Raw genomic sequence first — 14,767 nt, 5'->3', positions numbered from 1 at the left:
TTTAAATTCCCACCTATAACCTAAATCCCTTTGCCTACAAGGACAAAAAGGGAGATATCCACAATCTAGATTAACTTTGTGATTTTTCCCACAATAATTTTTATTTGTCAATCTAAAATAAAAGGTTAGACTTTATTTTTTAAAGCTTCTTCTAAGTCAGCCAAGACCTCTGGAGCCACTTCATAACCTGTTTCCTGGGCCTTTGTAAAATACTCTTTAGCCTTTTCATATTCTTGTTTTTCCATATAAGCTAACCCCAGGTTATTGTAAGCAGGGCCAAACATGGGTTGTAATTCTATAGCCTTGGTAGCATGTTCAATACATCTTTCTACATCTCCATCTATCAGATAGGCACTAGAAAGCGTAGTATAGGCCTGTACAAACTTGGGATCTAAAGAAATAGCCCTTTTTAGAGTTTTTATGGCCTTAGTAACCTCTCCTTTTTGCAGGTAAATAAACCCCATATTTCCATAGGGCACAGCAAAACGAGGTCTAATCTCACTTGCCTTTTTATTATACATATAACAACTATCCAGGTCCCCTTCATGCATGGCAATACCACCTAACTGCACATAGGCTTCTGCCATCTCTGAACTACACATAATAGCATTTTTAAAAGCATCTTTAGCTCTTTCAAACTCTCTTTTACTTAAATAAGCAACTCCTAAATTGTAGTGATGTATAGCACAGTCAGGACTTTTAGCTATCTTAAGCTTTAAATCTTCAATATATTCGTCAATATTCATTTTTAACTCCTTTATATTCTTTTAAAATTCATCCTCATCTAAAGTTTTTCCTTCTTTTTTTAATAATTCCGAATACCAAACACAAAAGGAATACATTCCTTTTATTTTTTCATCTCTATTTACTAACCCTCTACATATTTCCAAAACACCTTGCTTAAAGGCATTACTTTCTTCGGCTGTATTTGTTTCCATTAGAAACTCATCAAAAAGTTGCTTAACAGTTCTTCTGGTAACATCTCTTTTTACTTTTCTGGGATCCTTTGGTTCTTGAAAAGGATTCCACTTATCATAGCCAATGCGGTCTATAAAACGCTTCCTTCTTTCAGACAAAGAATTATAAATAGCTCTTTTTTGCTCTTCTTGTTCAGGAGTAAGTTCAACATAGTCTATCATTTTTCTTCTTGCTCCCCTAAAGTCCAAACTCCTGGAGTAATCTTTTTTTCCGTTTCAGGCTCTAAATGTTTATCTTTAGACCTGATAATCCCAAGATAATTAGCATCATATTCAGTCAATAAAGCCATGGATACTGGCACCAATACCGTATGTAAAGCTGTATATCTAGTATTTAGATTCTGCACAATTTCTTGACTTAACAAAAACAAACTTTGATAAATTTTTTCCATATGTACAGTAGGATATTGCTTTCCACCTTCAAATCCAGCTAGAGAACAGGAGTGAGCCTTCCCATATATATTCAAAGGAATACCATATACCCTGCAAGTAGCAGGTCTATAGGTGTAAAGTTCACATTTATTTTTTTCGTTTAATAAAGGACATTTTACCTTTTGCTTTCCAACTTCTGCAAAAATTTCTTCCTCAGAAGCACCACCTTTTTGCATTTTAAAAGCCATTCTTTTAATTTTATGTATTTTTCGATCCGCTTTATCTGCTTCTATTAAAATTTTATTTCTTTTTTCTGTGGTTAATTGCTTAAAATGATGATTTAAGTATAATGCTTCTACAAGGTGTAAATCAAACAAGGCATAACAGCAATCACAACATCCTTCAGCGCATTTAACTTCCTGCGAATACTCTTCTTTTACCTTAACAAAAATCTTATCCAACCCCTTTAATATTTCTTCATAACGAGAAAAATAAGGGGTAAAATCAAAATCCATCACCAACTCCCAACTTTTATTTAAAAAAGATTTTTCCAGACAGAGAAAAAGGAAGGGCTTCCCTAAAATCCTTTTAGGGAAGCCCTAAAAGAAGTATTAGTCAATCTCTTCTACAGTAATAGCACCAGATTCACAAACTTCTACGCAAGACTCACAACCAAGGCATTCCTCTTCATTTACAGGAACGGCCTTGCCATCTTGAAGTTCGTAAACTTCAACAGGGCAAACATCTACGCATTCGCCATCGCCTACACACTTATCAACGTCTACAGTTACCTTCCATGCCATTGTAAAAACCTCCAAAAATAGTTTTTGTTTAGTTAAAGAAACTTACTACTTTTAAAGTAGAAAGTTTCTTTGTGTCAATGAAAACTTTAGGCATCAACCTCTTTTTTTACACCCACAGCCACTTTATAAAGAATGGTCAAAATAAGGAAACCAGCAGCATAAACTCCCAAAGTAATTAACAATTCCAACTTAGTAGGAATGTACTCTACTACTTCTTCTAAAGGATTGGGAACAAAACCACCAGAAATCATTCCCATACCTTTATCAATCCAAGTACTTAAGAAAACAAGTACACAAGCCATAGCCAAGACATTGTCAGACTTTCTGTTTTGAGGAAAAAGCAAAATCAAGACAGCCAGCAAGCCTGCAACCACAGACACCCACATCCAAGGAGCGTAAGTAGCATGGCCCTCTAAACCAAAGAACAAGTATTTAAAGTGAAGTAAATGACTTGGAATCTGGCTATAGCCAACAGTAAAAATTTCTAAAGAAAGGAAAAATAGGTTAGTAATAATAGCATAGGTAACAATCTTGGCCAGACTTTGAATAGCCTCTTTACCTGGATCCCATTTAGCAAAAATCTTTACAATGTAGCAAAGTAAAATCAAAAAGGCTGGACCAGAGGCAAAAGCAGAAGCCAAAAACCTGGGAGCTAAAATAGCAGTAAGCCAAAAACCTCTACCGGGAAGACCGCAGTATAAAAAAGCTGTTACTGTATGAATACTAACAGCCCAAGGAATAGAAAGATAAATAAAGGGTTTAATCCACTTAGGAGGCTCAACTCCTTTTCTTTCAGCCTGCAAGGTAACCCAACCAATTAAAATATTTAAGAAAAGATAACCATTTAAAACAATCATATCCCAAAACAGGATAGACCTGGGAGTGGGATGCAAAAGAACATTGAGCATTCTTTGGGGTTGACCCAAGTCCACCACAATAAAAAGTAAACACATGGAAACCGCTGCTACAGCTAAAAATTCTCCCAGAATCAACACCCTGCCAAAGGTCTGATAGTGGTGCAAATACTTGGGAATAACCATCATTACTGCTGAAGCAGCTACACCAACCAGAAAGGTAAACTGGGCAATATAAAATCCCCAAGACACATCTCTACTCATTCCAGTAATACTCAAGCCCTCTTTCATTTGAAAGGTGTAGGCAAAGAAACCTGTGGCCACACCTAACAAAAGAAGGCCAATCCAACCCCAATAAAGCTTACTTCCTTTAATTGCTTTTTCTAACATGACCTCTCCCCTCTTATATTAAGTAATACACGCTAGGAAATGTCCCCAACTCAGGTTTACGTCTAATGGCATACCTTTCAGCCAATACCTTTCTAATCTCAGATTCAGGGTCATTGAGATTGCCAAAGTAAATTACCCCTTCAGCAGCCTCTACACAGTAGGGTTTTTTACCTTCATCTAAACGCTCATAACAGAGGAGACATTTTTCCACCACACCCTTAGTCCTGGTGGGGAACTCTAACACAGTTTCCTCTGCTTTCAGGAACTTCCTGGGATCATAAAAGTTAAAACTACGAGCACCATAAGGACAGGCTGCCATGCAATAACGACAACCAATGCAACGGTGAAAGTCCATCATGGTAATCCCATCAGCTCTCTTAAAGGTAGCCTTGGTGGGACAGACTCTAACGCAGGGAGGATTATAACAGTGATTGCATAAAACCAGAGTTTCCTTTTCTGCATACTCTCCTGCATGTAAATTATCTAACATCTGTCCAGGAAAGGCCTTGTGAAAAGTGGTCTTCCAGAGCCACTTAATTTCCCTTTTATCAGGGATATGAGGCACATTATGGTTCTTATGACAGGCCAGAATAGCCTTTTCCATAATTTCATCAGTTAATTTTTGAGTATCAATGGCCAAGCCCCATCTAATATGGCTTCCCCCTTCACCACCTTCAGAAGAAGCTTTCACCAGGCCTGGACAAATACTCCAGCCCAAAGTAGCTAATCCTGCTATTTTTAGAAACTTTCTTCTATTTGCTTTCATTACTTATCCCCCTTTGGTGCCACATGGCAGTCCCAACAATAGGGAGATACTGCCAAGGAGTTATGACACTGATCACAGAACTTAGCCTTATTGTCATGACATTTCATACAGGTCTTGGTCAAACTCATTTCCACTTCTTTACCTGTAAGTTTACTCTTATAATCTTCAATATGTTCTCTCACTACCATATCTCGCCATTCATTTAAGAGCTGCATGTGTTCAACTCGCATAAATTCTTTGCTCTCTACACACTCTTTTACATCCTTTGGCAATTCCAGTTTAGGCTGTTTGTAGGCAGCACTGCCCACATTGTACCAAAAGGGAAAGGTAAATAAGACCACAAAAATAATTAAACCGGTTATAATTTTACCACCATCGTACATTTTCTACTCCTCCTTCCCAGGAAGGGGCTCTCCCCTCAAATTGGTTTCTCTTTCTTGCTCGCCTGGTAAAATCAAAGCATTTCCAACCAGTTCATGCACGCCAGTGACATCCACTTCAGGCACCCAGTAATTCATAAGAGGAGGCAAAGCTGCTCTGTCTATAGCACAAATACAGGCAAGCATGTTGACTCCATATTTTTCATGTACGTGTTTTACTGCATTGGCCCTGGGAAGACCTCCTAAAAACCTAAGCTCTTCAATCTCACCTGCATTTAAACCAGCACCACTTCCACAACAGAAGGTCTGCTCCCGAATAGTATTTTCAGGCATGTCATAAAAGTTATTACATACACTCTTAATTACATAACGAGGCTCTTCAAAAAGTCCCATACCTCTAGCAGGATTACAGGAATCATGGAAGGTTACGATAAGATTGTCATTGCGGCTCTTATCCAGTTTTAATTTACCGTGTTTAATCAAATCAGCAGTAAATTCAGTAATATGAACCATCTTAGTGGACTTGGCATTTTCAAACTTAGTACCAGTAATGGGGTTTACTGGCTCCTCCAGAAAATCAGCAGGACCATTCATGGTATCCATGTACTGATGAATTACTCTCCACATGTGTCCACATTCACCACCCAAAATCCATTTTACACCCAAACGCTTGGCTTCCATATACATCTTGGCATTTAAGCGTTTCATCATCTCATGGGAGGTAAAGAAACCAAAGTTTCCACCTTCAGAAGCATAAGTACTCCAGGTTACTTCCAAGCCATACTCTTCCTTTAGGTAATGGAAGAGCATCAAATACCCCATACAGGTATAGGTACCTGGGTCAGCAAAAACGTCTCCAGAAGGAGTGATAAAAAGGATATCTGCTCCCTTTTTATTAAAACTGGGCTCAGGCCTGATACCAGTAATCTCTTCTATGTCATCACAGAAGAATTCCAGCATTTCCTTAAAGGCATGGGGCTGAATACCCAGATGGTTACCAGTACGATAACAATTGGCAGCAGGAGTGGCAATCCAGTCTGTATTCAAGCCTAAAAGATTGGTAAGCTCACGGCCAATAATGGTTATTTCTGCCTGGTCAATACCATAGGGGCAGAACAGAGAACAGCGGCGGCATTCAGAACATTGATACAGATAATACCACCACTCTTTAATAACTTCTTCAGTAAGCTTTCTTGCCCCAGCAAAACGGCCTAAAATCTTACCTGCCTTGGTAAATTCACCTCTATAAATGGAACGGAAAAGCTCAGCCCTGAGTACAGGCATGTTTTTAGGATCGCCTGTACCAATAAAATAGTGACACTTGTCAGCACATGCACCACAGCGCACGCAAATATCCATAAAGACCTTGAAGGAACGAAACTTTTCCAAACGCTCCTTCATGCCCTGTCTTACAATTTCCATCCAATTTTCAGGCAGTTTCCAATCCTCATCCAGAGGACTCCACTGCCTGGCATGGGGCATGCCCACAGTTTCAAGGCTTTTGGGGTTAGCAGGGTAACAATAACGACCTGGTTTAATTTCCACAGGAATGTCCATCCATTCTCTTTTGGGCATCCTGTGGGAAATTTGAGAAAATAATTTTCTTGCATTTGGTAGAGCCATAGGTACTACTCCTTACTTTCAGATGGCTGTTCTTCTAAAGGTTTTTCTACAGGTAACCCAGCCTCAACCATTTTTTCTCTAAATTCATCTTCATAAGCTTCATAAGTATGAACCTTAACAGGATAATTCCAGGGATTAATATGCCTTTTCATTCTACTGTTGTTGGCCAAATTACGAGTAGGACTTAAAAATACCCCACCCATGTGCATTAATTTACTTATTGGAAAGTAAATGAGCAAAGTAGAAACCAAAAATACATGAATATAAAAAATAGTGCCTACACTTTCAGGTATAGTGGGATGAAAGGTAACCAATCCCATGGTAAGCTCTTTAATAGCTACAACATCTGTCTTTACAAAATAACGCATCATAATACCAGAAACAGCGATACCTAAAATCAAGAAAAGAGGAAAATAATCTGCGGGCAAAGAAATATATCTAATCTTGGCCACGCAAATACGCCTTAAAAGTAGATACATAAGAGCTACTAAAATAACTACATCAGTCATATAAAGGGTAGGTGCTCCAATTTGAAGTAATCCATCTACCTTGTCTATCCACTGAAACAAGGCAGGCACAGGTTCAGTAAAGAAACGCATGTGTCTTACAAAAATAGTCAAGAAAGAATAATGGAAAAGCAAGGCAAAAAGCCAAAGCCACTTGGAAGAAGCATAGGCCAACTTGGGCCCGTCATAAAGTTCCACCTTGGTGTTTCTAAAAAGTGACCTAAACAAAACCACTTCAAAAAACATTCTCAAAACCACACCCAAGGTAGTAGAAGGGTTGTCTATTTTGTTTTGTTTAATCCAGGGCAAAGAAAACTCCTGCCCAGCAGTTGTGGGAATCCTAAAGGGAACAGGAGACTTACCCCAACGCACAACCCTTAAAATAAAACCTACCACAAAAAAGAGCACGGCCACATAAGGGACAATCACCCCAAAGAAATAATGCAGGCCGAGCCCTCCTGCCCCAATTAGGGCGATGAGAACCAAAGCAAAGACTAGGAAGAGTGAATAAATCGCTTTCATTTACCAATACCCCTCTTACGTTTTAATTTTTTTACAACTCCCCAACCTCTTTTATAAGACCAGCTCTTTCCAAGAGCTTATGCACCCTAGAGTTCATATAATTGGCTTTTTGACTCCAAATTTGTTCTCTACATTGCATATAAAGGTCAAAGGCCAAGCCTATTAGTTCATCCAGTTTATTTACAAAGGTGTAATATTCTTCATAAAGATTATATTTTTTTATCTCTGACCTTAAATTTTGCCAAACCACTTTTTTTAAGGAAAAAACAAAAATCAAGGCCATAGAAGGCGCAAAACTCTGTAAAGACCTAATGCGCACAATACCATCTACATATTCAGGAAGTTTTTCTGAACACTTCTCACAGAGCAATTCATCAAAAATTTTTTCTAAATTTAGACGAAAGGTATTGCCTACAGGATTGGTAAACTGATTGGGATTGGAGCGAAAAAACTGGGCAGACTCTTCAGGATAGCTACTTAACAGGTCGTCAAACCATTCATTTAAAATGCTTTTTTTCTTTTCTTTCAGCAAAGAATAAAATTTCATCTATTTGATACTCCCAAGGTTTTAATGGCGCCAGATTGGAAAGGGTTAATAAACTAGCCTGGCTTCATCGTCAAGACAATTTGAGAAAAACTTAACAAAAGAAAAAAGCCAGAGGAAACTTGTTTCCCCTGGCTTTTAATCTGCCCATATCTAAAAAAACATTTAAATTCTCAAACGCACATAATAGGCCCTATCCCCACGCAAAACCAAAAGCAAAACTGTATTTTTTAAACGCAACCGGCTGAAAAGCAAAGCCAATTCTTCCTGAGTTTTAATTCTAACTCCACTTATTTTTAGCAACACATCCCCAGGCTGTAAACCTAGCCTACTGGCAGGAGACCCTGGGAAAACCTGCTCTACCACCAGACTTTTATCCCCACTTTTCCTCACTCCAAATCCCCATCTTTTAGCTAAAAGTTCCAGGGCTTCTTTTTGACTAAAAGGAGCCAGGGAAGTAGATAGAGAAAATATCTTACCCTTGCGCCATACCTTTAACTTCACTTTCTCCAGGGAAGTAAAGTTGCGCAGCAGGTCAATGTACTGGTCTTTATCTTCGATTAGGTAGGAATTTATTTGCAACAGCACATCTCCGGGCTTAAGACCAGCCAGGTCTGCTGGCTTTTGAGGATAAACTTCTGTAAGCAAAAGCCCCCTTACCTCTTTTAAGCCCAGATAAGCAGCAATTTGAGGGGTTAAATTTTGGCCACTTACTCCAAGCCAAACAGGTTGCACATAACCTCTTTGCAAAAGCTCCTGAATAGCCCTTTTGGCCTTGTTGATGGGAATAGCAAAGCCAATCCCCTGGGCATTTTTATAAATAGCCGTGTTTATTCCTATTACTTCACCTAAAATATTGATTAAGGGACCACCACTATTACCAGGATTTATGGGTGCATCAGTTTGAATAAAGTCAGTAAAAATACCTTCCTGGGTACGAATACTGCGCTTTAAAGCTGAAACCACTCCTGTAGTTACAGTATGCCCAAAGCCATAGGGATTGCCAATGGCAATAACTGTTTCCCCAATGAGAATATCCTCAGAATTACCCAGGGTTACCTGAGGTATCTCTCCCTTTCCCTTTAAGCGTAAAATAGCTAGGTCAAAGTCAGGGTCAGAACCCACCAGATCTGCTTCAAACTCTCTTCCGTCCAAAAGTCGAACTTTAATACTGGTCCCACCTTCTATTACATGCGCATTGGTTAACACATATCTATTTTTAGCATCCACAATAAACCCAGAGCCCAGGCTCTGGGTTTGAACCCTCTGCTTAAACTCTGGCCACAGTTCCTCCCAAAAAGGGTTGCCCAAAAAGGAGTCAAAGGGATTAAAACTCCTTTCCTCTATTTTTTGCGTATAGACATTCACTACTCCAGGAGCAGTTTTTTCAATGGCTTTTACCACTGGAGTAAGGCGAGGATTTTCCCTAGCTAAGACCAGAGTACTAAACTGCAAAATCCCCAGAAAAACAATTAACCCCAATCTAAGTTTAAACATAACGCATTTCCCTGAGTCTTCTTACTCTCTCTGCAATGGGTGGATGAGTGCTAAACAGGTTCAGCAAGCTACTTCCGCTTAAGGGATTGACGATAAACATATGGGCTGTAGCTGGATTGATATCTCTTGCCACCATGCCCCTGGAATAAGCATCCAGCTTTTCCAAAGCTCTGGCCAGGTACTCTGGATTGCCACTTAATTTAGCACCTGTTTCATCTGCCAGATACTCTCTGGAACGAGAAATAGCCAGTTGAATCAAAGTAGCTGCAATGGGAGCAATTATGGCCAGGACCAAAGCTACTATGGGATTACTTCCTTCTTCTTCATCCCTTCCACCAAAACCCAAAAAAGCAGCCCATTTCACCATATTGGCCACAAACATAATAACTCCAGCAATGGTAGCAGCAATGGTCTGAATCAAGATATCTCTATTTTTAATATGACCTATTTCATGGGCCAAAACTCCCTTTAACTCTTCTGGAGAAAGCAAGCGCAAAATACCCTCAGTTACAGCCACCACTCCATTTTGGGGATTTCTGCCTGTAGCAAAGGCATTGGGTATTTCTTGAGGGGTAATATAAATGCGAGGCTTGGGAATACCTGCATTTCTGGCCAATTCTTCTACTATTTGGTGTAAAAAAGGAGCATCCTCATAAGCCACTTCTTTAGCCCCATACATGGCCAGCACCAGTTTATCACTAAACCAATAACTTCCCACATTCATAAGTAAAGAAAAGATAAAGGCAATAATTAAACCCTGTCTTCCTCCTATAAGTTGACCAAACAGAAGTAAAAGACCAGTAAGTAAAGAAAGAAAAATAAGAGTTTTTAGTTGATTACGCATTTTTCTTTTGCACCTCCTATTTTACTTCTATCTTAATATTGCGCTGTAAGTCTTTTTTCTTGGGTAAAGTAATAACCAGGACTCCATCTTTTAGCCTGGCGCTTATTTTATCCTTTTCCACATAGTCAGGCAGGGTAAACTTACGGACAAAAGGTCCATAGGAGCGTTCCAGCAGGTGATACTCACTACCACTCACATCCTTTTCCAGACGCCTTTCTCCGTAAATCCTAAGTTCACTGCCCTTTAATTCCAGGTTAATCTTATCCTCACTGATTCCTGGCACTTCTATTTCAATTACAAAACCATCTTCTACTTCGTAAACATCAGCTACAGGCTTCCACACTCCATAAATATCCCTTTCCTTTTGTTTGGAGGGAACATCCTCTATGGCTTCCATGAGTTTTAAAATCTCATCTCGCATATCCTGTAGCTCTAACCAGGGGTTTAAAATAAGTTTGGCCATTATCAACCTCTCCTCTTAACTTACTTTAAAAATTAAACAAAAAACTTTATAAAACTTTAAACACCTGGCTAGAGGTGTCAATAGAAAAGACTCTTTCTTTGTTTAGTCCTTGCTATTTTTTTTTAATCCCTTTATTTAAATAACTTAGATTTTAACCCCTGGGAGGAAAAACATGGCTCAAAAAAAGAGATTAAATGCCCTGGTAGAAGTTTTGGGACCAGCTAAAATACCTTCACCTCTGGCTAGTTGTAGATTTATTCCTGAAGATAAAAAACTAACCCTGCCCATTCCCAGAGAACTGTTAGACGAAAAGGGAGAAGGGCCAGAGGAAATCGTCTGTGAAGAAGCAGGGCCAAGGGAAAAAATCTACTTTGATGCTCCCAAAACCAAGTGTGCCATTGTAACCTGTGGCGGACTGTGTCCAGGCATAAACGATGTAATTCGCTCCATTGTGATGACCTGTTATCATAATTACAAAGTAGCCTCGGTAGTGGGCATAAAATACGGACTCCAGGGGCTTATTCCCCAGTATGGACACGAGCTTGTGGAGCTAACTCCTGATGTAGTCAGTGAAATCCACGAGTTTGGGGGGACCATTTTGGGCTCTTCTCGTGGCCATCAGCCAGTAGAAGAAATTGTAGATAGCCTGGAAAGGTTAAATATAAACATTTTATTTATGATTGGTGGTGATGGCACCATGAAAGCAGCCAGAGCCATTTTCCAGGAAATAAAAAAGAGAAATTTAAAAATAAGCGTAATTGGTGTACCTAAAACCATTGATAACGACATTCACCTGGTCTCTAAAACCTTTGGTTTTGACACAGCAGTGGAAAAGGCCACTGAAGCCATTCGCTGCGCCCATACAGAAGCCATGGGTGCTCCCAACGGCATTGGCATAGTCAAGCTCATGGGTAGAGAATCTGGTTTTATTGCTGCCCAGGCAACTCTAGCCCTAAAGGAAGTAAACTTTGTCCTCATCCCAGAAGTACCCTTTAGCCTGCATGGAGAAAATGGCCTTCTGGTAAATTTAGAAAAAAGATTAAAAAAGCGCGGACATGCTGTAATTGTAGTTGCTGAAGGCGCAGGCCAAGAACTTTTTCAGGACCTGGGAACAGATCCTTCTGGCAATAAAATCCTGGGAGATATCTGCCAGGTTATAAAGGAAGAAATAAAAAAATATTTTGCCAGTAAAAACATTCCCTATACCTTAAAATACATCGACCCCAGCTATATCATTCGCTCTATTCCGGCCAATGCCAATGACCGGGTATATTGCGGGTTTTTAGGCCAGCACGCTGTACATGCAGGCATGAGCGGACGCACCAACATGCTGGTAAGCAAACTCCAAGACCGCTACATCTACCTGCCCATTTCTTTAGTTACCCAAAAAAGAAGGAAACTCAATCCAGATTCCAACTATTGGAGTGCTGTACTATCTTCTACAGGACAACCAGCTAAAATGCTCTAAAAGGAGAAAGAAATGACTTCAATGGACTGTATTACTGACCCCAGAACAGAACTGGCCACCTATTTCAAACCCTTTGCCCTTAAGATGGAAGCGCACAATCTACCGCCCATTGTCATTAATCTTTTCAAGTGTTATTTTTCCCAATTGCTCTATGGAAGCCAGGGTAAACTTACCAAAAAAGAAATCCTTCCCATTAAAGAAAGTGAACTTAAAACCCTTTCCCAGATAAAAAAGTACCGCTCTCTAGGTGAAAAAAAATTAAAAAAACTGGTGATTTTTAAATTAAACGGGGGCCTGGGTACGAGTATGGGCTTAAAAATTCCTAAAGGTCTGGTTAAAGCTAAAAACAACAAAAACTTTATAGAAATAATTCTGGAACAAGTAGAAAATTTGCGTTCTCACTACAACATAAAGTTGCCCCTAATTTTTATGAACAGTTTTTACACTCATCAAGAAAGCAGTAAATATTTGCCTGATGACTTAAATCCAGCTGAGCTTCCCCCAAGCTTTGTTCAGCACAAATATCCTAGAATTCTGAAAAAGGACTTAACGCCTGTAAAATATCCCGCCAATCCCAACCTGGAGTGGAATCCACCAGGGCATGGAGATTTTTACACGGCCCTGGTTACCACCAAACTCCTGGATACCCTCCTAGAAAAAGGCTATAAATACGCCTTTGTTTCCAATTGCGACAACCTGGGAGCAACCATTGCCCCGGAAATTTTAGGCTATTTAGTAGAAGAAAAGCTCTCCTTTCTTATGGAAGTAACCAAGAGGACTGCTTTGGATAAAAAAGGAGGGCACCTTTGCAGGCTTCTAAAAAATTACCGCCTGGCTCTACGGGAAGTTGCCCAGTGCCCCAGCAATGAACAAGAAGAATTCCAGGATATCAACCTCTACTCTTTTTTTAATACCAATTCCCTGTGGCTCAACCTGAAAAAAATACGAGAAGTGTTTATCAGGCACAAACTCATGCCCCTGGACCTCATTATCAATGAAAAGACTTTAGACCCTGAAGACCAGAACACTCCCAGAGTGATTCAACTGGAAACAGCTATTGGCTCAGCCATCTCTGCCTTTGATGGGGCAGAAGCTTTAGTAGTACCCAGAACCAGATTTTCTCCTGTTAAAACTACCAGTGATTTACTTTTAATCCGTTCCAACTGTTATTTGGTAGACGAGCAGGCCAATATTGTAGTTAATCAAAAACAAAAATGCGTGCCTCTTATTGAACTGGACCCACAGTTTTACGCCAATTTCAAAGACTTTGAGCAGCGTTTTACTTCTCCTGTAAAAATAGAAAATTGCAGTCAAATCAAGGTTGAAGGAGATTTTAAGTTTGGAGAAAATATCACCTTTAAAGGAAAGGTAAACCTAAAAAATACCACTCAACAACAAGTATTCTTGGAAAATAAGATACTGGAAGGAGAAATAATATTTTAAAATAAAATTTGAAATCTTATTTAGGTAACTTAGAAAGAATACTTTTTTCCTTTTTGAGCCAGGACTGAGCGTTTTTCTTACCTATGGAAATGGCTTCCTTTCCCTTATGAAAGTCCATAAATTTTATTTTTTCCAGAGGAGGCCTAAACAACACATCTGGAGCGTATAATTTTAGCAAGGTATCTGTTAATTTTTCCTCTAAAATAGTAATAGAAGTCTGCATAATCTCAAAAATATGGGGAGTTTCTTCCACCTTTAAAATCCAACTTTTAACCTCTTCTAAAAGAGGAAAGTCAAATTTAGGCAAATTCTTTTTTAGTTTATCACTGATTCTATTCCAGAGTTCATTTTTAAAACCATTTGGTTCTTTTTTTTCCTTGTATTCTTCCAGGTCAAACCTTTTGGTACGATAGTTTAAGTCCACGGCAAAAACAAACTCTGCGCCCATTTCCCTTACCACGCTTACAGGTAAAGGGTTAACCAGACCTCCATCCACCAAACACATCTTATCTTTTACCACTGGAGTAAAAATAGCAGGCACAGCAATGCTTGCCCTCACCGCTTCAATGAGATTTCCTCTGGTAAAGACTATTTCCTTGCCTGTGTAAATGTCAGTACTTACAGCAGCAAAGGGCACGGGTAAATCCTCAATATTTTCCTGGGGTAAGTATTTTTTTAAAAAGGAAATCACCTTTTTGCCGTCAAGTAAGCCATTGCGGGGAAAAACCAAATCCAGCATAAAAAGGACCTTTTTCCAGTCCATTTCCAGGATGTCTTGCTTAAACTCCTTTAAGGCCCCAGCAGCATAAACTGCGCCCACCAGGGCTCCAATACTGGTCCCAGCTACATAGTCAAAAGAAATACCTGCTTCTTCCAGGGTCTCCAAAATTCCAATATGGGCCCAACCTTTGGCAGCGCCAGCACCCAGGGCTATTCCCGTTTTCATAAACTCTCCCTTTTCAGGGGCAAAGGTGTCTTTTCCCCTTTTTCATTTACATGTACAAAAGTGACTCTGGTTTCAAAGACAAACTCTTCCTCTTTCGCTCCTGGAGCATCAGCAAAAACCTTTACCTCATAGGTAACAGAAGTTCTGCCCTGCTTAAGCTTTTCAATAACAAAACGCAAAATAGAGCCACTTGCCACCCTTTTTTTAAATCGAATTTCATCCATGCCTACAGTCACCAGGGGACAACCAGCATACTCCCTGGAAGCAGCCAGCCAGGCCAGCTCATCTACCCACTTGAGCATTACGCCCCCAAAAAGATAACCGTAGTGGTTTAAGTGTTCTGGACGAACCAGAGTATATGTTTCCATT

At 39.6% G+C, this 14,767-nt stretch carries 17 protein-coding genes; 2 read left to right on the top strand and 15 right to left on the bottom strand.

Going from position 1 to position 14,767, the window contains the following annotated elements; all coding sequences use genetic code 11:
• Window positions 1–125 precede the first annotated feature (125 nt).
• From ACTCIM_RS07565 to ACTCIM_RS07505, 13 genes are all read right to left on the bottom strand, one after another.
• Window positions 126–746 carry a tetratricopeptide repeat protein gene (locus ACTCIM_RS07565; RefSeq protein WP_472314831.1) on the bottom strand — a complete coding sequence of 207 codons (621 nt, stop codon included), beginning with the start codon at window positions 744–746 and terminating at the stop codon, window positions 126–128.
• 21 nt (window positions 747–767) lie between these two features.
• Window positions 768–1,139, bottom strand: coding sequence for a hypothetical protein (locus tag ACTCIM_RS07560; RefSeq protein WP_029965605.1), 372 nt, complete (start codon window positions 1,137–1,139; stop codon window positions 768–770).
• Window positions 1,136–1,864 carry a YkgJ family cysteine cluster protein gene (locus tag ACTCIM_RS07555; RefSeq protein ID WP_472314830.1) on the bottom strand — a complete coding sequence of 243 codons (729 nt, stop codon included), beginning with the start codon at window positions 1,862–1,864 and terminating at the stop codon, window positions 1,136–1,138. Before ACTCIM_RS07555 ends, ACTCIM_RS07560 begins: the two co-directional genes overlap by 4 nt.
• Window positions 1,865–1,960: 96 nt before the next feature.
• Window positions 1,961–2,152: a ferredoxin gene (locus ACTCIM_RS07550; protein ID WP_464279582.1), complete on the bottom strand. Its 192-nt coding sequence runs from the start codon at window positions 2,150–2,152 to the stop codon at window positions 1,961–1,963.
• Window positions 2,153–2,238: 86 nt separating this feature from the next.
• A complete protein-coding gene (gene dsrP, locus ACTCIM_RS07545) occupies window positions 2,239–3,396 on the bottom strand; it encodes a sulfate reduction electron transfer complex DsrMKJOP subunit DsrP (protein ID WP_472314829.1) in 1,158 nt (385 codons plus the stop codon).
• Window positions 3,397–3,409: 13 nt separating this feature from the next.
• Complete coding sequence (gene dsrO, locus ACTCIM_RS07540; protein WP_472314828.1) at window positions 3,410–4,162, bottom strand: sulfate reduction electron transfer complex DsrMKJOP subunit DsrO; 753 nt, start codon at window positions 4,160–4,162, stop codon at window positions 3,410–3,412.
• A complete protein-coding gene (gene dsrJ, locus ACTCIM_RS07535) occupies window positions 4,162–4,545 on the bottom strand; it encodes a sulfate reduction electron transfer complex DsrMKJOP subunit DsrJ (protein ID WP_472314827.1) in 384 nt (127 codons plus the stop codon). Before dsrJ ends, dsrO begins: the two co-directional genes overlap by 1 nt.
• 3 nt (window positions 4,546–4,548) lie before the next feature.
• Entirely contained in the window at window positions 4,549–6,165 is a 1,617-nt protein-coding gene (dsrK, locus tag ACTCIM_RS07530) for a sulfate reduction electron transfer complex DsrMKJOP subunit DsrK (protein ID WP_472314825.1), read from the bottom strand.
• Between the two features lie 5 nt (window positions 6,166–6,170).
• Entirely contained in the window at window positions 6,171–7,193 is a 1,023-nt protein-coding gene (dsrM, locus tag ACTCIM_RS07525) for a sulfate reduction electron transfer complex DsrMKJOP subunit DsrM (RefSeq protein WP_472314824.1), read from the bottom strand.
• 31 nt (window positions 7,194–7,224) lie between these two features.
• Window positions 7,225–7,740 carry an RsbRD N-terminal domain-containing protein gene (locus ACTCIM_RS07520; protein WP_472314822.1) on the bottom strand — a complete coding sequence of 172 codons (516 nt, stop codon included), beginning with the start codon at window positions 7,738–7,740 and terminating at the stop codon, window positions 7,225–7,227.
• 162 nt (window positions 7,741–7,902) lie between these two features.
• Complete coding sequence (locus tag ACTCIM_RS07515; RefSeq protein ID WP_472314820.1) at window positions 7,903–9,234, bottom strand: trypsin-like peptidase domain-containing protein; 1,332 nt, start codon at window positions 9,232–9,234, stop codon at window positions 7,903–7,905.
• On the bottom strand, window positions 9,227–10,078 hold the full coding sequence (gene htpX, locus ACTCIM_RS07510; RefSeq protein ID WP_472314819.1) for a zinc metalloprotease HtpX: 852 nt from the start codon (window positions 10,076–10,078) through the stop codon (window positions 9,227–9,229). The genes ACTCIM_RS07515 and htpX overlap by 8 nt, the downstream gene beginning before the upstream one ends.
• Before the next feature lie 16 nt (window positions 10,079–10,094).
• Window positions 10,095–10,541 (bottom strand): Hsp20/alpha crystallin family protein, encoded by a 447-nt coding sequence (locus ACTCIM_RS07505; RefSeq protein WP_029965617.1) that lies wholly within the window; start codon window positions 10,539–10,541, stop codon window positions 10,095–10,097.
• Between the two features lie 172 nt (window positions 10,542–10,713).
• Between ACTCIM_RS07505 and ACTCIM_RS07500 the strand changes: the two genes are divergently transcribed.
• Both ACTCIM_RS07500 and ACTCIM_RS07495 read left to right on the top strand, forming a co-directional pair.
• On the top strand, window positions 10,714–12,009 hold the full coding sequence (locus ACTCIM_RS07500; RefSeq protein ID WP_029965618.1) for an ATP-dependent 6-phosphofructokinase: 1,296 nt from the start codon (window positions 10,714–10,716) through the stop codon (window positions 12,007–12,009).
• A 12-nt stretch (window positions 12,010–12,021) separates the two neighbouring features.
• The gene (locus tag ACTCIM_RS07495) at window positions 12,022–13,452 is read left to right on the top strand and encodes a UTP--glucose-1-phosphate uridylyltransferase (protein ID WP_472314818.1); all 1,431 of its coding nucleotides are present in this window, start codon (window positions 12,022–12,024) and stop codon (window positions 13,450–13,452) included.
• 16 nt (window positions 13,453–13,468) lie between these two features.
• Here the strand turns inward: ACTCIM_RS07495 and ACTCIM_RS07490 are convergent, their stop codons facing one another.
• Complete coding sequence (locus ACTCIM_RS07490; RefSeq protein ID WP_472314815.1) at window positions 13,469–14,398, bottom strand: patatin-like phospholipase family protein; 930 nt, start codon at window positions 14,396–14,398, stop codon at window positions 13,469–13,471.
• Window positions 14,395–14,766 carry an acyl-CoA thioesterase gene (locus ACTCIM_RS07485; protein WP_029965621.1) on the bottom strand — a complete coding sequence of 124 codons (372 nt, stop codon included), beginning with the start codon at window positions 14,764–14,766 and terminating at the stop codon, window positions 14,395–14,397. Before ACTCIM_RS07485 ends, ACTCIM_RS07490 begins: the two co-directional genes overlap by 4 nt.
• Window position 14,767: the final 1 nt, after the last annotated feature.

Source organism: Desulfonauticus sp. (genome assembly GCF_055126295.1).
Note: the sequence above shows the minus strand (reverse complement) of the source record. Positions and strands in the feature narration are given on the sequence as shown.

Coding starts and splice junctions, on each gene's coding strand:
- dsrO (WP_472314828.1), bottom strand. CDS start 4,162: ATGAAAGCAAATAGAAGAAAGTTTCTAAAAATAGCAGGATTAGCTACT.
- ACTCIM_RS07505 (WP_029965617.1), bottom strand. CDS start 10,541: ATGGCCAAACTTATTTTAAACCCCTGGTTAGAGCTACAGGATATGCGA.
- dsrK (WP_472314825.1), bottom strand. CDS start 6,165: ATGGCTCTACCAAATGCAAGAAAATTATTTTCTCAAATTTCCCACAGG.
- dsrJ (WP_472314827.1), bottom strand. CDS start 4,545: ATGTACGATGGTGGTAAAATTATAACCGGTTTAATTATTTTTGTGGTC.
- ACTCIM_RS07490 (WP_472314815.1), bottom strand. CDS start 14,398: ATGAAAACGGGAATAGCCCTGGGTGCTGGCGCTGCCAAAGGTTGGGCC.
- ACTCIM_RS07495 (WP_472314818.1), top strand. CDS start 12,022: ATGACTTCAATGGACTGTATTACTGACCCCAGAACAGAACTGGCCACC.
- ACTCIM_RS07555 (WP_472314830.1), bottom strand. CDS start 1,864: ATGGATTTTGATTTTACCCCTTATTTTTCTCGTTATGAAGAAATATTA.
- htpX (WP_472314819.1), bottom strand. CDS start 10,078: ATGCGTAATCAACTAAAAACTCTTATTTTTCTTTCTTTACTTACTGGT.
- dsrP (WP_472314829.1), bottom strand. CDS start 3,396: ATGTTAGAAAAAGCAATTAAAGGAAGTAAGCTTTATTGGGGTTGGATT.
- ACTCIM_RS07500 (WP_029965618.1), top strand. CDS start 10,714: ATGGCTCAAAAAAAGAGATTAAATGCCCTGGTAGAAGTTTTGGGACCA.
- ACTCIM_RS07560 (WP_029965605.1), bottom strand. CDS start 1,139: ATGATAGACTATGTTGAACTTACTCCTGAACAAGAAGAGCAAAAAAGA.
- ACTCIM_RS07550 (WP_464279582.1), bottom strand. CDS start 2,152: ATGGCATGGAAGGTAACTGTAGACGTTGATAAGTGTGTAGGCGATGGC.
- dsrM (WP_472314824.1), bottom strand. CDS start 7,193: ATGAAAGCGATTTATTCACTCTTCCTAGTCTTTGCTTTGGTTCTCATC.
- ACTCIM_RS07520 (WP_472314822.1), bottom strand. CDS start 7,740: ATGAAATTTTATTCTTTGCTGAAAGAAAAGAAAAAAAGCATTTTAAAT.
- ACTCIM_RS07515 (WP_472314820.1), bottom strand. CDS start 9,234: ATGTTTAAACTTAGATTGGGGTTAATTGTTTTTCTGGGGATTTTGCAG.
- ACTCIM_RS07565 (WP_472314831.1), bottom strand. CDS start 746: ATGAATATTGACGAATATATTGAAGATTTAAAGCTTAAGATAGCTAAA.
- ACTCIM_RS07485 (WP_029965621.1), bottom strand. CDS start 14,766: ATGGAAACATATACTCTGGTTCGTCCAGAACACTTAAACCACTACGGT.